Below are 20,054 nucleotides of genomic sequence, written 5' to 3' on the forward strand. Positions count from 1 at the left end.
AGTCCCCGAGGCGCCCCATGATCTCCCGATTGGCCGTACCCCGCCTGGCCGCCGTCGTCGTCCTGACCTGCTGGCTGACCGCGTGCGGAACCGACACCCTCCCGGTCGTGCCGGCCCCGGCCGAACCGGGCTACCGCTCCCTCCACGTGCAGGACGAGGCCTCCCTGGGCGTCACCGCCACAGGGATGATGGCGGGGATCGGCTGTACCCCCGTGATTGGACGGCCCGACTCCACCGCCATCGCCCTCCCGCTCCTCGCTGGCAAGTTCAAATTCTACCGCTGCCACGGCGTCCGTACGGGCACCCTCCTCGCGACGGTGAAAGCGATCAGGGCGGTCACGGCCAGGAACCCGGTCTGGGCGTCGGCACTGTCCGGCGGGGCAGGCGGATCCCCGTACTACGAGTACGACCACACGGAGTGCGTCTGGCAGGACTCGGCACCGCCGGAGTATGGTCAACGGATCAACGATGACGGCGATTTCGAGGTGTTTGTCCGGGTGGACGCCCAGCCCGGCAGCTGTGCGTGGCTGGCGATCTTCACCTACAAGGTGCCCGGAGGCGATGGCGCCGGCGCCCCAACGGGGTCGTGGGGACCATCGGGACCGACCCAGCCGCTGAACCCGCTGATCCCGCCGTCTGAGCCGTTGATGCCCGATTCGATCTGGACCGCAGCCGATGAATGTGATCACCTTGTCACGGGGTGTCTGGTGAAACTCGACGAACGACAGGGGCTGTATTTCCAGCAGGCGCTCGACCTGGTTGACCCCACGCATCCGACGTGTCGCACGGCGCTTGGCGCCATGCGCAGCGCGCTCGCGGCGGGGAAGGTGTTCATCGGGAGTATTGACATCCCTGATGGTGCCGACAAGGATCATTCGGCGATCACGGATGTGCCGCTCGACAAGGCAACGGGCCAGCGCCGCTTTGTGAGCATGCACTTCGACCAGGACGCTTATCGCCTGGTCAAGGAGCGCGGCCGGGCGGGGATGGAAGGGTTCGCCCGCCTCATGCTGCACGAAGGGATGCACGCGTTGCTCTATGTACATTCGAGCGCAGATGGACGGTCACCTGCCGGATACTACTCAACCCCACCGTTTGACCTCTTCAATCCCGGCAGCTCCGTGAACGGTTGCCTGAGGACACGCTGATGTCAGCTCCACGCCGCGTGATCGGCTCGCTTCTGTTCGCGCTCTTGGGTGGGTGCGCCCACCGCCCCCCGGGGGCGGGGAGCCCGCCATCCATCGGGGCACCGCAGGTGACCATGTCGGCCCCTGCATGCGCTGCCTTGGCGGTGGTGCTCGATTCGCTCGCCGCTGGCCAGCGGGGGGAGTACCCACTGCTGGCCGACGCGACGATCGCGTACGGATCGTCCAAGTACGTGCCAGAGTTCTTTCGACGGGTGCGAGCAACGCCCGGCCTGCGAGACGACACGTGGACCAGCTTCCTCGCGCGCAATGAGGCGCCGGAGCGTGTCTGCCCAGTACTGCCAGGCCAGGGAACCGCAGTGACCACCGCGAGCCCGTTAGCCCCGTGGGCGACAATCGCGGCGGCACACCCGAAGGCGACCGGATTGTACCTCCCGTCGAGCGCAGGCGTGTCACCAGACGGGAACCAGGTGCTGTTCGTAGTCCGCATGCGGTCGTCCCCATGCGGCTCCTCTCGCCTCGTCGCCCTGGTCGACAGGGATGCAGGCGCGCGCTGGAGGATCACGAGCCTCTTTGATGACGGGGTCGTTGGCGATTGCCTAGTGCCGCTCGGGAAGCCGCCAGGGTCCTGACCCGCAACCCTCCCAAGCGAACGGCGCATCGCGAGAACCTCTCCGCGATGCGCCGTTCACCGTTCACCATTCACCATTCACCGTTCACCGTTCACTGTTCACGGGTCACGGGTCACGGGTCACGGGTCACTCGTCACTGGTCACTCGTCCTACGGCACATCATTCCAATTGATGATCGCATTGAACACCATCCCGAACTCCCCATGGTTCTGCCAGCGATAGATCGGATTGTTCGCGAACAGGATCACGCGCCCCTTGCCGTTGTTGGCGCCGGGGACGTCCACCGCGAACGGCCGCCCCTTGAGCGCATCGGCGCCGGTCATCAGCCCTGACAGGACGGCCGCGTCGCCACCGACATAGCGCCCGAGGACGTTGCCTTGGTCGGCGACGCCGACGCGGAGTGCCGGGCCGCCGACGTACTTGAGCGGCAGCTTGGTCCCCTCGTAGCCGTAGAAGACCGGGTGCAACGGTTTGACGATCTCGCCCTCGACCAACGGGCGCTGGGCGGTGAGGCCAGTGAGAGCCTCGGTGTCGACGGTGTGCGCCCAGCCGAAGTCGATCGGCAGTCGCATCGCATCGCCGGTGGCGATCAGCGTGCCGCCCTTGGCGAGGAAGTCGGCGAAGGCGTCGACACCCGCCTGGCCCATCCCGCCGGTCATGTCCTCGGTCTCGCCGTACATCCCGAGGAACTGGAACTTCTCGCTCTTCTTGTAGGGGATCGGCGTGGGCTGCTTGGCCTGCATCACCGTCGTCTTGCTCAGGTTCTGCTGCGCCACGAGGATCACGTCGTACTGCTCCTTCAGCTTCCCCTTCATGACCCGTTCCTTGTAGAGCAGGTCGTAGGGGATGCCGAAGTTGTCGAACGTCAGCCGATACCAGCCGAGTTCCTGCGTGCCGCTCCACTGGGAGTAGATCGCCACGCGCGGCACGTCGGCCGCATGCGTCGCAATCGGCGGGAGCTGGTTCAGCGCCTTGGCGGTCAAGCCGAACTTCTCCACGGCCGCACGCACCCGAGCCGCCGCCTTCGCGTCGGTCACGAGGAAGGTGCCGGCCGGGAACTCGACACTGTCGACGATGAAGGTCTTCTCGGTGACCTGCATCGGCACATCACGCAGGGCGTAGCGGAAGGCGATCATGTTGTTCGAGCCGAGGTGCGCCACCGCGATCCCGGCCTTCCCCTCGCCGACTGTGCGGCCCGCCCAGCCGTCGGTGGTGACCGGCGTCGTCGCGGCCTTCAGCACGGTCGAGTCGGCGATCTCGCGGACGGCCACATTGAACGCCCACCCCATCGACCAGCCGCTGTCGTCGTACGTGGTCAGGCGCGCATCGGGGAACTGCTGCTTCTCGAGCAGGTTCTTGGCGAGTCGGCCATAGGGCTGGTCAAGCTTGATGACGTAGGACCCGGCGGCGTAGGTCGAATCGCCCACCTTGATCGGCGCCGTCGCCACCCCGACCTCGATCCGCTGCACCCGGAGGATCCGCACCATCTCGGCCGCACGGGTCATGTCGCGCTGCTTCGGCAGGATGTAGGCGTAGGGTGCGCGCGTCTTGCCAGCCTCCATCCCGTTCCGCGTCTTGATGTAGAAGTTCTCGACCACGGTGCCCGGGAACATCGCCGTCAACTGCAACGCGGAGAGCACGCCGGTCTGCATGTAGTTGGTGTTGGCGCGCCGGGAGAACGAGGCGACGTCGTCGAAGCCGACCGGGATGCCGCGATACCACTCGCGGTCCTGGGCACCGCCCTTGCCGGTCGGGACGCCGCCGCCGGCTGCGCCACGTCCACCACCAGCCGCCGGTGCGGGTGCCGGAGTCTGCGCCGCGGCGCCTGGTGCCCGAGTGGGCGCCGCCCCGCGTCCTCCGGCGGGCGGCGCGACCGCACCACCAGCCGGAGGCGTGACCGCACCAACAGCGGGCGGCGTCACGGCCCCAGCGGCCGGAGGCGTCACCGGCGCTGCCGCGCCCGCACCACCACGGCCACCGCCCGGGGCAGGGGCGGCACCACCTGCCGCCGGTGGCGCATTGCCCGCGCCACGGCCCCCTCGGCCTGCCCCGGCCGCCGCCGTCGTGTCGAGGTCTCGACCCGACTGCGTCTCGTACATCTTCATCAGCCCGTTGTGGTTGTACGCGATCGAGCCGAGGTACCCCGGCGACCACCCGTCCATGAAGGCATAGGTGTAGACGCCGGGCATGCCCCACTTGGTCATCTGCGCCATCTCGTAGTTGGCGAACCAGGGGAGCTCGGCGAAGAGCAGCGGATCGAGGTTCGGATTCTGCGGCGCCGCGCCACTGTAGGTGTACATCAGCGTGAGCGACTCGTGCAGGTCGTGCATGATCGGCGGGTGCGCCGTGAAGTACCAATCGGCGATCGCGCGCATCTGCACCAGCGCGAGATTGATGTCGCGATTGTTGTCGTGGAACGCGTACTTGCCCCAATAGGGGACCGAGCCGCCACCGCGCCCGCCGCCGGCTGGCGCTGCCGCCGCGCCGGGCGTGGCCGACGTGGCAAGTGCCGCCGCCGCTCGCGCCGCGTCCTGTCCGCGGTAGAACCAGTCGACATTGCGGTCGCGACCATCGGCGTCTGCCGCCGGCGTCACCGAGACGTAGACGTTGTTCCGGATCTGTTCGATCACCGGCGACGTCTCGGTCGCCAGACGATAGACCAGTTCCATCAGCATCTCCGACGGCCCGGTCTCGCCACTGTGGAGCCCACCCATGAGGTGGTAGTGCGGCTTCGTCGCGGCGATCAGCTCGCGGATCTCGGCGTCGCTCCGGCCACGTGGGTCGGCGATCTTCGCCAGCTGGTCGCGATTCTGCTGCAGCTTCGCCATGTTGGCGTCGGACGACACCCAGACCACCACGAGTTCCCGCCCTTCGTCCGACCGGCCGATCGTCTCGACGCGGACGCGCGGCGTCGCCGCGGCCAGCGCGCGATAGTACTTGAGCTGGTCAGCGTAGTAGGTGAGGGTGCGCGGGGCGCCCACGTGATGGCCGATGATGTCGGCAGGGGAAGGGATCCCCTTCACGATCGGCAGGTGGTCCACCAGCGGCGAGCCGAACTTCGCCTTGCCGGTCCAGAGCGTGTACAGCCGGGCGAAGGCGGTGTCCTGCGTCTGCGCCGGGTCGCGGGTGCCGAGGGCGGCTTGCCCCGCGAGCGGGGCGGCGCCGAAGAGGGCCAGGGCGAGGACGGCACGAGACAACGGGACACGGGGCAGGGACATCGCGGGACTCCAGGGCCGGCAGGTGATCGCGGAGCAGATGGGGTGGGAACCCGCCAAATCTACTCGCCGACTGCCGGTTCTTCACGCCCCCTCCGCTGGGTCACCCTCCGGCGGTGCGCCCCTTCAATGCAGCGACGCGCTGCGGCAGTCCGAACAGCCGAATGAAGCCGGCGGCATCCGACTGCTGGTAGACGTTGTCCTCACCGAAGGTCACGGTTGCCTCGTCGTAGAGCGAATGCGGCGAGCGTCGCCCGATCACGCGGCAGGCGCCCTTGTAGAGTCGCATCGTGACATCGCCTGTGACGCGGGCCTGTGTGACGCCGATGAAGGCATCGTACGCATCGCGTTCTGTCGTCCACCAACGACCCTCATACACCAGCGCGGCGTAACGTGGTGCGATCACATCCTTGGCGTCGAGCGTGCGGCGATCGAGCACCAACTGCTCGAGTTCCGAATGGGCGGCGTACAGGATGGTGCCGCCCGGTGTCTCGTACACGCCGCGCGACTTCATTCCCACGAGACGATCCTCGACGATGTCGGCGCGCCCCACACCATGCCGACCGCCAATCGTGTTCAGTCGCTCGAGCAACGCGACCGGACCCATCCGCTCACCATTCACCGCGACCGGCGTCCCGGCCTCGAACTCGATCACCACGTCTTCAGGTGTGTCCGGGGCCAGGCGCGGATCGGTCGTCATCAGGAACATCTCCTCGACCGGCGCCGAGGCGGGGTCCTCGAGGTTGCCTCCTTCGTGGGAGACATGCCAGAGGTTCCGATCGCGCGAGAAGATCTTTTCCTTGGTCGCGACGACCGGGACGTGGTGGTCGGCGGCATAGCGGAGGGCGTCTTCACGCGACCGGATGTTCCAGACCCGCCAGGGGGCGATCACCTCGAGCTCCGGGGCGAACGCCATGTAGGTGAGCTCGAAGCGCACCTGGTCGTTTCCCTTCCCGGTGCAGCCGTGCGCGAGGGCGTCGGCCCCCACCTGCCGAGCCACCTCGACCTGCGCCCTGGCGATGAGCGGCCGGGCGATGGAGGTGCCGAGCAGGTAGGTCCGGTTGTAGATCGCCCCGGCGCGGAGGGTGGGGAAGGCGAAATCCCGGACGAATTCCTCACGGAGGTCGAGGATCTGGCACTCGTCGGCGCCGGAGGCGATCGCCTTTTCGCGGACACCGGCCAACTCGTCGCCCTGGCCGATATCGGCCGCGACGCAGATCACCCGCGCCCCGGGGTACTGCTCGCGGAGCCAGGGGACGATGATCGAGGTATCGAGGCCGCCGGAATAGGCGAGGGCGATGGTGCGCGGCATGGACGACTCCGGGACGGCAGGCAGTGAGTGGCGTGGTGACCGGGCGGAGTATGGGGCGAACGGGGCAGGGCGGCAAGGCGGCTGGTGTCGATGAGCGCGCACTCACTCGACCCCCTCCCGACCGATCGGTGTGGCCCGGGTGAGCGCCTGCTCACGACTCCCCCCAAGGTGGCTCCGGACAAGCGGTTGCGCGTGGTCTGCGCCGCGGTCACTTTAGGACAGGATCCTGGCCCATTTCCGACCCGACCCGGCGGTTTGTCACGTGAAATTTCCCTCCTTCGGCTCCCTGCTTCCCGCCAACGAGATTGCCGTCGATCTCGGCACCGCGAACACGCTCATCTACGTGAAGGGCGAGGGCATCGTGCTCAACGAGCCGTCCGTCGTCGCCATCGAGAAGGCGACTGGTCGCGTGAAAGGGATCGGACTCGAAGCGAAACGGATGCTCGGCCGGACGCCGGACGGCATCGTCGCGGTGCGGCCGATGCGCGACGGCGTCATCGCCGATTTCGACGTGACCGAGAAGATGTTGCGCTACTTCCTCAAGACGATCATCGACAAGCACTTCTTCCGGGTGAAGCCGAAGGTGATCGTTGCGGTGCCGTCGGGGATCACCGAAGTCGAGCGACGCGCGGTGCGCGACTCGGCCGAGACGGCTGGCGCCAAGCAGGTGCTCATGGTGGCGGAGCCGATGGCGGCCGCGATCGGTGTCGGCCTGCCGGTGGAAACGCCGACCGGCAACATGGTGATCGACATCGGCGGTGGCACGACTGAGATCGCCGTCATCGCCCTTTCCGGCATCGTCTCCGACACCTCGATCCGTATCGGCGGCGATGAGCTTGATCAGGCCATCGTGATGTTCATGCGCAAGAACTACAACCTGCTGGTCGGCGAGCCGACGGCCGAGCTGATCAAGATCAAGGTCGGCTCGGCGTTCACGCTGAGCGAAGAGCGCGAGATGGAAGTGAAGGGGCGCGACCTCGTCTCCGGCATCCCGAAGACGGTGCGCGTGCACTCGAGCGAGATCCGCGAAGCGGTGCAGGAGCCGGTCCAGCAGATTGTCGATGCCGTGCGGCGCGCGCTCGAAATCACTCCGCCCGAGCTCTCGTCCGACATCGTCGATCGCGGCATCGTGATGACCGGTGGCGGCGCGCTGATCCGCGGCCTCGACATGCTGCTCCAGCAGGAGACCGGACTCCCGATCCACGTCGACGAGGATCCGCTCACCTGCGTCGTCCGAGGGACTGGCCGGATCCTGGACGACTTCGAGAAGTACCGTAGCGTCCTTGTGACCTGACCATGGGGCGTCGCGCCGGACGTGAGACCGCCCGCGGCGACCTCTTCCTGTTCGCCGGTTGCGTCGCGCTCGCGCTGATCGCCCTCGTGCTGCCCCGCTCCTGGGCCCAGGGGCTGACCGCGGCGCTCCGCAACACCGCCTTCCGTCCGATGGTGGTGCTCCAGACCCGCGCCGCCGAAGATCTGACGGCCCGCTTTCGGCTGAAGGGGATCCAGCTCCAGCGCGACTCGCTGGCACTGGCCATTCAGCAGCAGGGGGCACTCCAACAGGAGAACGACAACCTGCGCTCGCTGGTGGGGCTCAGGCAGCGGCTGGTGCATCCATACGTGGCGGCCGAAGTCCTGCACCGGCCCGCGTCGACCGAGGGCCGGATGTTGCTCGTGGGAGCTGGCCGGAGCGTGGGCGTCGACTCCTTCGCCGCGGTCGTCACCGCCGAAGGGCTGCTCGGCGCGGTCTGGAATGCCGGACCCAGCACGAGCAGCGTGATGACCTGGGCCCATCCCGAGTTCCGATCGTCGGCGGTGACCGGCGACGGCCGGATCCTGGGCATGGTCCAACCCTCCCCGACGATGGAAGGGCGCCAGCCGCTGCTGGAGCTTCGTGGCGTCGCGCTTCGTGATTCGCTGACCATCGGCACCAAGGTTTTCACCTCCGGGCTCGGCGGGGTCTTCCCGCGCGGCATCCCGATCGGGACGGTCGCGCGGATCGGGCGCGATGAGTTGGGATATGAACGGGTCTACCTGATCCGCCCCTTCGTGAACCCGGGCGTGGTCTCCCACGTGCTGATCCTCACAGCGCCACGCGACTCAACCTTCCTGCCGCTGCCGGGCGGGGAGGGGCCCTGATGGCCTTCCGCTCCTCGGACCGTCGTCGCCGTACCCGCTCCACCGATCGGGTCCGCATCGCGCTGGTGGTGCTCCTGCTCCTCTTCGCGGATGCCTACCTCCTGCCGTCCGTGGTGACGGGACCCTGGGTGCCCGACCTGCTTCTGCTCGCGCTGCTGTTGTTGGCCATTCGGCAGCCACCGGGCGTGGCCGCGGTGATCGGCTTCGCGGTCGGGTTGGTGGCCGATGTGCTGACGCCGGCCCATTTCGGCGCCGGGATTCTGGCCCATGTGCTGGTTGGGTGGGGCGCGTCGTGGGGTCGATCGGTCTTCTTCGCCGACAATCTCTTTGTCAACGCGGCACTCTTCGCAGTCGGCACGTGGGTGCGCAACTTGATCGTCCTGCTGCTGAGCGGTACGGCCGCCTCGGCGCTGCTGGTGCAGCTGACGGTCTGGTCGCCACTGCAGGGCCTCAGCACCGCGGCGGTCGGCGTGCTGGTGGTCGTCCTCTTCCGCGACTGGCTCGCGATCCGCATCGATCCATGAGCGCCTGGGAATCGTGGCAGCTCTCCGAGCGGGCCGGGCGCGCACAAGCGGTGCTCGCGCTCATCTTCCTGATCCTGGGAGGCGCCTTCTTCAAGGCACAGGTGGTGGATGGCGCACAATTCCGATTGGCCTCCGAAGGGAGCCGCCTGCGCCCGATTCCACTCCCCGCGCCTCGCGGGGAGATCTTCGATCGCAACGGGCTGTTGATTGCGGAGAACGTGCCCGGGTACTCGATCCGATTGCTGGCCACGAGCGAGGATTCGCTGCGGTCGGTGCTTGACCGGCTGCGCGCCTTCGTGCCCGCGGACTCGGTCAACGTCGAGAAAGTCGTGCGTCGATGGACGGCCACCAAGTACGAGCCAGTGCTGGTGTTCGCGTCGGGCGAGTTCGGGATTGTCTCGACGCTGGAGGAGCACCGGGCCGCGATTCCCGGGCTGGTGATCCAGGCGGAGCCGTCGCGTCGCTACCCTGACAGTACCGCCGTGGCGCACCTGGTGGGCTACGTCAGCGAGGTGAGTGAACGCGAGTTGGAGTCCGGCAATTTTCCCAATGCGCGCCAGGGGGAGGTTGTCGGCAAGAACGGGCTGGAAGTCGAGTACGACTCGATCCTGCGGGGCCGCCAGGGGATCCGCTACGTCGAAGTCACCGCCAAGGGACGCACCATTCGCGACCGCGGTGTCAGCGGTTCGATCCGGCCGCAGCCCGGTGCCTCCATCAAGACGACGATCGACCTTCCGCTGCAGCGCTTCGTCGACTCGATGTGGCGCGCCGCGCTGCCGGGGAAGAACGGCGCGTTGCTCGCGATGACGCCGCAGGGGGAGATCCTCGCGTACATCTCCTTTCCGTCCTACGACCCGAATGATTTTGTCGGTGGCATCGACGCGCCGACCTATTCGTTGCTCGCCAACGACCCCAACCGACCGCTCTTCGATCGGGTGATCCAGGCGACGTATCCGCCCGCCTCGCCGTGGAAGCTCGCGACGGCCGCGATGGGATTGCGCCGCGGCCTGGTGACGATGGATACACGGATGCGCACCCCGTGCACCGGCGGCTTCCAGTTCGGCAATCGCAACTTCCGCTGCTGGAAGCGCGACGGCGGCCACGGGTCGCTCACGCTCTCACAGGCCATTGCCACGTCGTGCGACGTCTACTTCTACCAGCTCGGCTTGATGCTCGATCGGGACCCCCTCCTCGACGACGGCGCCTCGATGGGATTCGGCGAGCGGAGTGGCGTCGATCTTGAGCGCGAGAAGGCAGCGGGTTTTCCGACGGTCAAGAGTTACATCCGCAAGAGTGGCGGGACCAGCTGGTCGAAGGGTGAGCTGCTCAACCTCGCCATCGGGCAGGGCCGCAACGTGCAGACGCTGGTCGGGATGACCTCGTTCTATGCCGCGCTCGCGACCGATGGCGTTCGCCGCGCTCCCTTCATGGTCCGCCGCCGGACCGCGGCCAAGACATGGGACTTGGGCCTGAAGCCCGATCAGCTGCAGGGCCTGCGCAGCGCGCTTGCTGCCGTCGTCGACATGGGAACCGCCGCCGCCTCCGGCGGCCGTGAATTGAAGGTCGCCGGGAAAACCGGGACCGGACAGTTTCCGCCGCAGAAGGACCTCGGCTGGTTCATCGGGTATGCGCCGGCCGACGCGCCGAAGATCGTCGTCGGCATCGTCGTGGAGGAAGGGCTTCACGGTTCGTCGGTGGCAGGTTATGTCGTGAATGCGATCGGCAAGTTCCTCGGCCAGCCGGTCGCGGGCGCCCGCATTCTGGTGACGGAAGACACGACCACCGTGGTCGGCGACTCCATCCCCCGCGCGCCGCTGGCCACGCCGCGGGACACCGGCCGGCGGGGAACCAGGCCATGATTCGCGACCTGGATCGGCCGCTCCTGATCGTGGTGTTCGCCCTGGCGCTCTTCGGCACCCTGATCCTCTTCTCTGCCGAGCAGACCGATGTGGCGATGCGCGCCACCGGGATCTGGACGCGTCAGTTGATGTGGCTCGGCGTCGGCTCCATCGCAGCGGCCTTCACCTACAGGATGTCGTTTCGGATTCTCGACTGGGCCGCGCCCTGGGTCTACGGACTCGGCCTGGCCCTGCTGGTGCTGACCATCGTCGGTCTCGGCTCGGGTGGCGAGGGATCGGCTGCGAGCACCAGCAGCTGGCTCACGATCGCCGGCCGACGCGTCGGCCAGCCGGTCGAGCTGGCCAAGCTGGCGACCATCCTGATGCTGGCGAGGTGGCTCTCCGCTCGCCGCGATCCGCCGACCACTCTCCGCGGCCTCGTCGCGCCGATCACCATCGCCCTGGTTCCTGCGCTGTTGGTGCTGAAGCAGCCCGACCTCGGCAGCGCCATGGTCTTCGCCGGCATCCTCTTCATCATGCTCTTCTGGTCCGGCGTGGCACCGTCGCTGCTCTTCCTGCTGATCTCACCGGTCGTCTCGCTCTTTCTCGCATGGAACACCACCCTCTGGAGCATCTGGATGGTTGTGGTCTTCCTCGCGTTGCTCTGGATCCGGCCATTCATTCTCGAGTCGATCTTCGTCTTTCTCGCCAATTCGGCCATGGGCACGCTTGCCATCGTCGTCTGGGCGCGACTCAGCCCCTTTCAGCGTAATCGGATCCTCTCCTTTCTGAATCCGGAGGAGTATCGTCGAGGCCCAGGCTACCAGGCGATGCAGAGCAAGGTGGCGATCGGTTCCGGTGGCTGGTTCGGGAGTGGTTTCACCGATGGTCCCTTGAAGCGAACCGGCGGGATCCCGGAGCACTGGACCGACTTCGTCTTCGCCATCGTCGGTGAGGAATTCGGCTTCCTCGGGGTGATGGTCGCGCTGGGGCTCTTTCTGGCCTTCTTCTTCATCCTGGTTCGGATCGCGCGACGAACCTCCGACCCCTACGCATCCTTGGTGATATTCGGGTTGATCGGGTTGGTGCTGACCCACCTGTTCGAAAACGTCGGGATGACGATCTCCTTGATGCCGATCACAGGCATTCCTTTGCCCTTCTTTTCCTACGGGGGCTCCTTCCTCCTGGCCCTGTTCCTCGGGCTGGGGATGGCGTTTCGGGCGGCGGCGGAGGCCCGGGCGTCTGGCTATGTTGATTCATGACAAGCACTTGCATGTCAAGGTCTTGCGCGAACTGACTTTTGAGCGCACGTTGAAGCTTCCTGTCGGCCGCTAGCAAGGCCGCCCTACGCGAGGTCGTATGACCGTCATGGCGTGGTTCAAGAAGGAGCGCAAGACCAGAACCGCCACCAGGGAACGCCTGGAAATTCCGGCGGATGCCTGGGAGAAGTGCGAGTCCTGTGGGCATATAGATATCCGGGAAAAGTTCGAGAAGGCGCTCAACGTTTGCCCCGAGTGCGGGACACACAAGCGTTTCTCGGCCGAGGAGTACATCGAGCTGCTGACCGACGAAGGGACCTGGAAGGAGCTGTACCCGGAGCTGCAGTCGGTCGACCCTCTGGCATTCGAGCACTACGCCGAGCGGCTTGTCGCCGCCCGCAAGAAGGGCGGCGCGTCGGACGCGATCTACACCGGCTTCGCCAAGCTCGAAGGACATCCGCTGAATCTGGGCGTGATGAACTTCCGCTTCATGGGCGGCTCGATGGGCTCGGTGGTCGGTGAGAAGATTGCCCGTCTTGCCCGCCGATCGGCCGAGAAGAAGATCCCCATGGTGCTGGTCTGTACCTCCGGTGGCGCACGCATGCAGGAAGGCGCGCTCTCGCTGATGCAGATGGCGAAGACCTCGGCGGCGATCGCGCAGATGAAGCTGGCCGGCATCCCGTATATCTCCATCCTGACGGATCCGACCACCGGTGGTGTCTCGGCATCCTTTGCGATGCAGGGCGACGTCATCCTCGCCGAGCCGGCCGCTGTCATTGGCTTCGCCGGACAGCGGGTCATCAAGCAGACGATCGGGCAGGACCTGCCGGAAGGATTCCAGACGGCAGAGTTCCTCCTCGACAAGGGGCAGATCGACGACGTGGTCCCGCGCGCTTCGTTGCGTGAGACGACCGCACGGTTGCTCCGCCACATGCAGGGACACCGGCTTCGCGGCACCGCCGCCTGAGTCTCGGCTTCAACGTTCGGCTGTCGCGCCCCGCTCCCGATTCGGAGCGGGGCGCGTTGCTATGGGATCTGACTTCGTGACGATGCTGTATCAGGACGCGCTCGACTTTCTCTTCCCGCGCACGACCCAGATCAAGTTCGGTCTCGACACGACACGCGCGCTGCTCGACGCGCTCGGGAATCCGCAGCGGCAGTACGCCACGATTCACGTGGCGGGGACGAACGGGAAGGGGAGTACGGCCTCGTTGATCGCCGAGGCACTCGGCGCTGCCGGCTTCCGGGTCGGGCTCTACACCTCGCCCCATCTCGTCTCGTTCCGTGAGCGCATCCGGGTTGATGGCATGCCCATCAGCGAGGCGGCGGTCGCGGCATGGACGGAATTGCTGCAGCCCACCATCGTCACGGCCGGCGCGACCTTTTTCGAGGCCACCACGGCCATCGCCTTCGCCGACTTTGCGGCGCGCGGCGTCGAGATCGCCGTCGTCGAAGTCGGCCTCGGCGGCAGACTCGACAGCACCAACGTCCTCGAGCCGCTGGTCACGGTCGTGACGCACATTGCGCTGGACCATCAGCGCTACCTTGGCGACACCCTCGAGGCGATTGCCGGCGAGAAGGCGGGGATCGCCAAGCCAGGGGTGCCGTTCGTGGTGGGCGACCCCGACCCGGCGATCGTGGCCATGCTCGTCGCGGCGGGCACCACGGCGGTCCAGCGTTCCGACCCCACCGCCACCCTCCCGGTGATCGTGGTGCCCTCGGAGGCGCGATGGGAGGGTCCGCTCGGACTGCTCGGGCCACACCAGCGACGCAATGCTGCGGTGGCGCAGGCAGCCCTGACGGCCCTCCCGCCCGCCTTTCGGGTTCCGGCGCAGGCAATGGCCGAGGCGTTCTCCAGGACCCGCGTGGCAGGGCGCCTCGACCGCCGGGGCCGGTGGCTCTTCGACGTGGCGCACAATCCCGATGGGATGCGGTCGCTGACGTCGGCCCTGGCCGAGCTCCGCCTCCCCGGTCCGGTTCACGGCCTGGTTTCCATTCTGGGCGACAAGGCCTGGCCGGCGATGCTTGTGGAACTCGACCGGGCCCTCGACGTGGGCATCCTCACCGTGGCCCCCAGCGCCGATACTCGCCGCTGGGACCTCGGTTGGCTGGAGCGATGGCTGGCCGACCCGGAACGACCGGCTGCCCGAGCGCGCTGGCGGCTGATCCCCGACTTCCGCGAGGCGCTGCGGGTGGTGGAGCAGGGGGCGGGGACGATCGTGGTCACGGGGTCGTTCCACACCGTCGGGGACGTGATGGAGGCGCGGGGGGTGGAGGTGCTGGGGTGAGGGGTGGCGCCCGACTATTTTGCGCCATGACTGCGAAGCCCCTCCCCGGATTCCGCGACTTCCCGCCCGTCGATTTCGCCCTCCGGGCGCACATCTTCGCGGCCTGGCGTCGGGTGGCCACGCGGTACGGCTTCGAGGAGTATGACGGCCCGCCCCTCGAGACCCTCGAGCTGTATACCGCCAAGAGCGGCGACGAGATCGTCGGCCAGCTCTACAACTTCGTCGACAAGGGCGACCGGGCGGTCGCGTTGCGGCCTGAGATGACGCCGACGCTCGCGCGGATGGTGGCGGAGCGGGCGAACGGCCTCAAGAAGCCGATCCGCTGGTTCTCGATCCCGCAGCTCTTCCGTTATGAGCGGCAGCAGCGCGGCCGCCTTCGCGAGCACTTCCAGCTCAATTGTGACCTGATCGGCGAGGCGGGTCCGCTGGCCGATGCCGAAATCATCGCCTTGGCGATCGACGTGATGCGCGAGTTCGGGCTCGACTCCGCCGACGTCAAGGTCCGCCTCTCGGATCGTCGCGCGCTGACGGCGCTGTTGCGCGCGCGCGGCGTGAGCGATGCGGGGATGTATGCGGCGTACCAGTTCATCGACAAGCTCGAGCGGATGTCGCCCGAGGAGATCGAGAAGCGCCGTGCAGTGCCGCAAGCATACGCGCCCGCGACGCCGGACGACCTGATCGCGATCGCGTCGCTGCGCGGGCTCGAGAAGGTCGAGGCGGCGGTGATGGGGCTGGCGGGCGGGTCCGAGGCGGTCGCCCCACTCCGCGCCACCGTCGACGCGTTGACGGCGATGGGGCTTGGCGACTGGATCGAAATCGACTTCACCATCGTGCGCGGCATCGCCTATTACACCGGCACGGTGTTCGAACTCTTCGATGCGGGGCGCTCGCTCCGGGCCATCTGCGGTGGCGGCCGCTATGACACGCTGCTCAAGAATCTCGGCGACGTCGATCTCCCCGCCCTCGGCTTCGGCATGGGCGACGTCGTCCTCGGCGAGTTGTTGAAGGACCGCGGGCTGCGCCCGACGCCGCCGCCGCCGATCGACCTCTTCCTGGTCGGCGTTACCCCGGAAGATCAGCCGCACCTGTTGGGGCTGGCCCACGAACTCCGTGATGCGGGACTCCGGCTCGAATATGTCTTCGGCGAGGCGGCCGTCGGCCGTCAGCTCAAGCTGGCCGATGCGCGGGGCGCGCGGCTGGCCATCGTGATGGGCCCCGATGACCGGGCCCGCGGCGAGGTCCAGTTGAAGGATCTGGTCGGCAAGACGCAGGAGGCCGTGGCGCGCGAGGCGCTGCCGGCCCGTTGTCGTGATCTCCTTTTCCGGATGCCCTGACCGCATGGCTGACAATAAAGCGCTGACTCCCCGGGCCCAGGACTTCTCCGCCTGGTACAACGACCTCATCATGAAGGCCGAGCTCGCCGACTACAGCCCGGTGCGCGGCTGCATGGTCATCCGGCCGAATGGTTACGCGATCTGGGAACAGATGCAGCGAGCCCTCGATGACGCCTTCAAAGCGACCGGGCACCAGAACGCCTACTTCCCGCTCTTCATTCCGCAGAGCTTCCTCTCCAAGGAAGCGGAGCACGTCGAGGGCTTCGCGCCCGAGCTCGCGGTCGTGACCCACGGCGGCGGCAAGGAACTCGAAGAGCCGCTGGTGGTGCGTCCGACCTCCGAGACGATCATCTACGCGATGTTCTCGAAGTGGATCCAGAGCTGGCGCGACCTGCCGTTGCTGATGAACCAGTGGGCCAACGTCGTCCGTTGGGAGATGCGCACGCGCCTCTTCCTGCGCACCACCGAGTTCCTCTGGCAGGAAGGGCACACGGCGCACGCCACCGAGGCGGAGGCGGAGGAGGAGACGTTGATGATCCTCGGCCTCTACCGCCGCTTCATGGAAGAGTGGATGGCGATGCCGGTGATCACCGGCCGGAAGACCGACGCCGAGAAGTTCGCCGGCGCGCTGCGCACCTACTCGTGCGAAGCGCTGATGCAGGACAACAAGGCGCTCCAGGCCGGCACGTCACACAACCTCGGGCAGAATTTCGCCAAGGCGTTCGACGTCACCTTCCAGACGCCGGAAGGGGGCCTGGATCACGTCTGGAACACCTCGTGGGGTGTGTCGACCCGACTGGTCGGCGGCCTGATCATGACGCACGGTGATGACACCGGGATGGTCTGCCCGCCGCGACTGGCGCAGTGGCAGGTAGTGATCGTCCCGATCTGGCGGAAGGACGAGGAGCGCGACGCGACGTTCGCCGCGACGGCCGCATTGCAAACTGAGCTTCGGGCGGCCGGGATCCGGGTGACGACCGACCTGCGCGACATGAAGCCCGGGGCCAAGTATTACGAGTGGGAAGCGCGCGGCACGCCGTTCCGGCTCGAGCTCGGCCCGCGCGACCTCGCGGCCGGCACGGTGATGCTCGCCCGGCGGCTCGGTGGCAAGGAGCCGATCCCGATGGCGGGCCTGGCCGAGCGGCTGCAGCAGGAGATGGCGGCGATGCAGCAGCAGTTGCTCGAGACCGCCATTGCCCGGCGCGAGGCGGCGTCGCTCCGTGGCCCGAAATCGAAGGAAGAGTTCATCGCCTTCCTCGAAGGGAACGGCGGCTTCGTCTACGCCGGATTCTGTGGCGACCCGGCCGTCGAGGCGGAGATCAAGGAGCAGACCAAGGCGACGATCCGCTGCTTGCCGGACGCCGAGTTCCGGTCGCCGGTGGCGCCGACAACATGCATCTGGACCGGACGGCCCGCGGTCGTCGAGGCACTCTTCGCGAGGGCGTATTGAGCACACATCTTGTTGACGCGGGCATGGCCCGCACGAGCGAAGGGACGCTGGCCATGGCCGGCGTCCCGTTGCCATTGATCGCGGAGCAGTACGGCACGCCGACCTACTGCTACGATGCGGCGACGATTCGTTCGCAGTACCGTCGTCTCGACGCCGCCTTCGGCGCCTTGCCACACCGCATCTGCTACGCGGTCAAGGCCAACTCCAATCTTGCCATCCTCACGCTGCTCGCGCGACTCGGTGCCGGGGCGGACATCGTGTCGGGTGGCGAGATGCTGCGCGCCCTGGCGGCCGGCTTCGCCCCCGAGGATATCGTATTCAGCGGGGTGGGGAAGACCGACGACGAACTGCTCGCGGCGATCGCGGCCGGAATCGGCCACGTCAACGTCGAATCGCTCGCCGAACTGCGGCGCCTTGCGATGTTCGCCGACCTGCGCGGTGCGACGGTGACGGTCGGCATCCGCGTGAATCCTGACGTGACGGTCGACACGCATCCCTATATCTCCACGGGGAAGGGCGGCCTCAAGTTCGGCATTCCGGTCGACCAGCTTCCCGAGGCGCTGGAGGTGATCGACGCCTCGACCGGACTCCGCCTCAATGCCCTGGCGATGCATCTCGGCTCACAGTTGCTGGCCACGGCACCGTACGAGGCCGGCGTCAGTCGGATGCTCGAATTGCTGGCCCAGGTGCGCGCCGCGGGCCATGCGCCCGAGGTGCTCGACATCGGCGGCGGGCTCGGCATTCTCTACCGCGACGAGGAGCCGCTCGATCCCGCCGAATGGGTGAACACCCTCGCGCCGGCGCTCGCCAGCAGCGGCTGCGCGATCCATGTCGAGCCGGGGCGCTTTCTCGTGGGGAGTTCCGGCGTGCTGTTGACCAAGGCGATCTATCGCAAGCACTCGGGCGGCCGTGAAATTCTCGTGGTCGATGCGGCGATGAACGACCTGATGCGCCCGGCACTCTACAAGGCATGGCACGAGATCGTTCCCGTCGACACGATCGAGGGCGAGCCGCTGCTCACCGACATCGTCGGCCCGATCTGCGAGAGCGGCGACTTCCTCGCGCTCGAGCGCCCGCTCGCTCCGGTGGCCGGAGGGCAGCTGCTCGCCGTGCTCGGCGCGGGCGCCTACGGCTTCAGCATGAGCTCCAACTACAACACCCGCGCACGGGCCGCGGAGGTGCTGGTGGACGACGGCCGGTGGGCCGTGATCCGCCCGCGCGAGCGCCTGACCGATCTCTTTCGCGACGAGATCGCCGACCCCTTCGCCGACGAGTCCCCGTGAATCACCCTGCTGGCGTCCTGATCATCGACTTCGGCTCCCAGTACACGCAGCTGATTGCCCGCCGCGTGCGCGAACAGCGCGTCTACTGTGAAATCCATCCGCCATCACGCACCATCGACTGGATCCGCGAATGGCAGCCACAGGGGATCATCCTCTCGGGTGGTCCGAATTCGGTGTACGGCGATGGCGTGCCGACCGCCGATCCGGCGCTCCTCGAACTCGGCATTCCGGTCTTTGGCGTCTGTTACGGCATGCAGCTGCTGGCGCACCTTTCCGGTGGCAGCGTGGTGCGGGCGTCACGCAGGGAATACGGCCGAGCCGATGTGACGATCGGCAATGGTGACCTCTTCGCGGGCTTTGTGCCCGGCGCGACGACGCCCGTCTGGATGAGCCACGGTGACCATGTCGACGAGGCGCCGCCGGGATGGCGCGTGACGGCGTCCAGCGAGAACTCGCCGGTCGCGGCGATTCAGCACCTCAGCAAGCCGCTGTACGCGGTCCAGTTTCACCCCGAGGTGGCGCACACCCCGCGGGGTGGGGAAATCCTCAGCAACTTCCTCTTCGGCATTTGCGGCTGCAGTCCGGACTGGACCTCGGAGCATTTTGTCGAATCCGAGGTGACCCGTATCCGCGAGCTGGTGGGGCCTGACACCCGCGTGATCTGCGGCCTCTCGGGCGGCGTCGACTCATCGGTGGCTGCCGCGCTGGTGCACCGCGCCATCGGTGATCGCTTGACCTGCATCTTCGTCGATCACGGCATGCTGCGCCTCAACGAGCGCGCCCAGGTCGAGCGCACGTTCCGCAGCCATCTCGGCATCGACCTCCGCACGATCGACGCCACCGACCTCTTTCTCGACGACCTGACCGGAATCACCGATCCGGAGACGAAGCGGAAGCGGATCGGCCATCGGTTCATTGATGTCTTCGAACAGGCGGCCAAGGATGTCGATGGCAATGTCGGCTTTCTGGTGCAAGGCACGCTCTATCCCGACGTGATCGAGTCCTTCTCGCCCACGGGCGGTCCCTCCGTGACGATCAAGACGCACCACAACGTCGGCGGACTGCCCGAGCGGCTGCCGTTCAAGCTGATCGAGCCACTGCGCGAACTGTTCAAGGATGAAGTGCGGCAGGTGGGTCGCGAGTTGGGCCTGCCGGAGGAGATGGTCGGTCGGCATCCGTTCCCCGGCCCCGGCCTCGCCATTCGCATCCTCGGCGAAATCACCCGGCCGCAGCTCGACCTCCTGCGTCAGGCCGATGCGATCTACATCGAGGAGATCCGCGCGGCCGGATTGTACGACCAGATCTGGCAGGCGTTCGCGGTGTTGCTGCCCATTCGCTCGGTCGGCGTCACCGGCGACGAGCGCAGCTATGATCAGGTGATCGGGCTCCGCGCGGTGACCTCGCGCGACGGGATGACGGCCGACTGGTTCCCGTTCCCGCCCGACGTGCTCGGACAGATCAGCAGCCGGATTTCGAACGAAGTGGCCGGCGTCGGGCGGGTCGTCTACGACGTGAGCAGCAAGCCACCGGCGACGATTGAGTGGGAGTAGGGGAGTCGTTGGTCGTTAGTCGTTAGTCGTTGGTCGTTAGGAGATGCGGCTGCCCCTCAGGCCAGCGAGCCGACCGCCGCACCTC

At 67.2% G+C, this 20,054-nt stretch carries 14 protein-coding genes; 12 read left to right on the forward strand and 2 right to left on the reverse strand.

Annotation, left to right across the window (positions count from 1 at the left end):
• The first annotated feature begins 17 nt into the window (after nucleotides 1-17).
• Entirely contained in the window at nucleotides 18-1,148 is a 1,131-nt protein-coding gene (locus IPP98_02690) for a hypothetical protein (GenBank protein MBL0178018.1), read from the forward strand.
• 778 nt (nucleotides 1,149-1,926) lie between these two features.
• Here the strand turns inward: IPP98_02690 and IPP98_02695 are convergent.
• Together IPP98_02695 and IPP98_02700 are read right to left on the reverse strand one after the other, a co-directional pair.
• A complete protein-coding gene (locus tag IPP98_02695; GenBank protein ID MBL0178019.1) occupies nucleotides 1,927-4,995 on the reverse strand; it encodes a hypothetical protein in 3,069 nt (1,022 codons plus the stop codon).
• A gap of 100 nt (nucleotides 4,996-5,095) precedes the next feature.
• Complete coding sequence (locus IPP98_02700; protein ID MBL0178020.1) at nucleotides 5,096-6,304, reverse strand: argininosuccinate synthase; 1,209 nt, start codon at nucleotides 6,302-6,304, stop codon at nucleotides 5,096-5,098.
• Nucleotides 6,305-6,590: 286 nt separating this feature from the next.
• On the opposite strand from IPP98_02700, the gene IPP98_02705 reads away from it, so the two are divergent.
• The 11 genes from IPP98_02705 to guaA all read left to right on the forward strand — a co-directional run bounded on the left by IPP98_02705 (nucleotide 6,591) and on the right by guaA (nucleotide 19,969).
• Nucleotides 6,591-7,598 (forward strand): rod shape-determining protein, encoded by a 1,008-nt coding sequence (locus IPP98_02705; GenBank protein MBL0178021.1) that lies wholly within the window; start codon nucleotides 6,591-6,593, stop codon nucleotides 7,596-7,598.
• 2 nt (nucleotides 7,599-7,600) lie between these two features.
• Nucleotides 7,601-8,443, forward strand: coding sequence for a rod shape-determining protein MreC (locus IPP98_02710; protein MBL0178022.1), 843 nt, complete (start codon nucleotides 7,601-7,603; stop codon nucleotides 8,441-8,443).
• Nucleotides 8,443-8,967: a rod shape-determining protein MreD gene (gene mreD / locus IPP98_02715; protein MBL0178023.1), complete on the forward strand. Its 525-nt coding sequence runs from the start codon at nucleotides 8,443-8,445 to the stop codon at nucleotides 8,965-8,967. Before IPP98_02710 ends, mreD begins: the two co-directional genes overlap by 1 nt.
• Complete coding sequence (gene mrdA / locus IPP98_02720; GenBank protein MBL0178024.1) at nucleotides 8,964-10,826, forward strand: penicillin-binding protein 2; 1,863 nt, start codon at nucleotides 8,964-8,966, stop codon at nucleotides 10,824-10,826. The genes mreD and mrdA overlap by 4 nt, the downstream gene beginning before the upstream one ends.
• Complete coding sequence (gene rodA, locus IPP98_02725) at nucleotides 10,823-12,067, forward strand: rod shape-determining protein RodA (protein ID MBL0178025.1); 1,245 nt, start codon at nucleotides 10,823-10,825, stop codon at nucleotides 12,065-12,067. The genes mrdA and rodA overlap by 4 nt, the downstream gene beginning before the upstream one ends.
• A gap of 106 nt (nucleotides 12,068-12,173) precedes the next feature.
• Nucleotides 12,174-13,031: an acetyl-CoA carboxylase carboxyltransferase subunit beta gene (locus tag IPP98_02730; GenBank protein ID MBL0178026.1), complete on the forward strand. Its 858-nt coding sequence runs from the start codon at nucleotides 12,174-12,176 to the stop codon at nucleotides 13,029-13,031.
• Between the two features lie 61 nt (nucleotides 13,032-13,092).
• Complete coding sequence (locus IPP98_02735; protein ID MBL0178027.1) at nucleotides 13,093-14,352, forward strand: bifunctional folylpolyglutamate synthase/dihydrofolate synthase; 1,260 nt, start codon at nucleotides 13,093-13,095, stop codon at nucleotides 14,350-14,352.
• Nucleotides 14,353-14,378: 26 nt separating this feature from the next.
• Nucleotides 14,379-15,686: a histidine--tRNA ligase gene (locus IPP98_02740; protein ID MBL0178028.1), complete on the forward strand. Its 1,308-nt coding sequence runs from the start codon at nucleotides 14,379-14,381 to the stop codon at nucleotides 15,684-15,686.
• Between the two features lie 4 nt (nucleotides 15,687-15,690).
• Nucleotides 15,691-17,136, forward strand: coding sequence for a proline--tRNA ligase (locus IPP98_02745; protein MBL0178029.1), 1,446 nt, complete (start codon nucleotides 15,691-15,693; stop codon nucleotides 17,134-17,136).
• Between the two features lie 23 nt (nucleotides 17,137-17,159).
• A complete protein-coding gene (gene lysA / locus IPP98_02750; protein ID MBL0178030.1) occupies nucleotides 17,160-18,419 on the forward strand; it encodes a diaminopimelate decarboxylase in 1,260 nt (419 codons plus the stop codon).
• On the forward strand, nucleotides 18,416-19,969 hold the full coding sequence (gene guaA, locus IPP98_02755) for a glutamine-hydrolyzing GMP synthase (GenBank protein MBL0178031.1): 1,554 nt from the start codon (nucleotides 18,416-18,418) through the stop codon (nucleotides 19,967-19,969). Before lysA ends, guaA begins: the two co-directional genes overlap by 4 nt.
• Nucleotides 19,970-20,054: the final 85 nt, after the last annotated feature.

This window comes from Gemmatimonadota bacterium (genome assembly GCA_016720805.1).
Classification (GTDB): Bacteria; Gemmatimonadota; Gemmatimonadetes; order Gemmatimonadales; family GWC2-71-9; genus Palsa-1233.

Bases quoted from the DNA above. Each gene is read 5' to 3' on its own strand.
- IPP98_02695 (MBL0178019.1), bottom strand. From the start codon at position 4,995: ATGTCCCTGCCCCGTGTCCCGTTGTCTCGTGCCGTCCTCGCCCTGGCC.
- IPP98_02730 (MBL0178026.1), top strand. From the start codon at position 12,174: ATGGCGTGGTTCAAGAAGGAGCGCAAGACCAGAACCGCCACCAGGGAA.
- mreD (MBL0178023.1), top strand. From the start codon at position 8,443: ATGGCCTTCCGCTCCTCGGACCGTCGTCGCCGTACCCGCTCCACCGAT.
- IPP98_02710 (MBL0178022.1), top strand. From the start codon at position 7,601: ATGGGGCGTCGCGCCGGACGTGAGACCGCCCGCGGCGACCTCTTCCTG.
- IPP98_02745 (MBL0178029.1), top strand. From the start codon at position 15,691: ATGGCTGACAATAAAGCGCTGACTCCCCGGGCCCAGGACTTCTCCGCC.
- IPP98_02735 (MBL0178027.1), top strand. From the start codon at position 13,093: ATGGGATCTGACTTCGTGACGATGCTGTATCAGGACGCGCTCGACTTT.
- IPP98_02690 (MBL0178018.1), top strand. From the start codon at position 18: ATGATCTCCCGATTGGCCGTACCCCGCCTGGCCGCCGTCGTCGTCCTG.
- lysA (MBL0178030.1), top strand. From the start codon at position 17,160: ATGGCCCGCACGAGCGAAGGGACGCTGGCCATGGCCGGCGTCCCGTTG.
- IPP98_02700 (MBL0178020.1), bottom strand. From the start codon at position 6,304: ATGCCGCGCACCATCGCCCTCGCCTATTCCGGCGGCCTCGATACCTCG.
- mrdA (MBL0178024.1), top strand. From the start codon at position 8,964: ATGAGCGCCTGGGAATCGTGGCAGCTCTCCGAGCGGGCCGGGCGCGCA.
- rodA (MBL0178025.1), top strand. From the start codon at position 10,823: ATGATTCGCGACCTGGATCGGCCGCTCCTGATCGTGGTGTTCGCCCTG.
- IPP98_02740 (MBL0178028.1), top strand. From the start codon at position 14,379: ATGACTGCGAAGCCCCTCCCCGGATTCCGCGACTTCCCGCCCGTCGAT.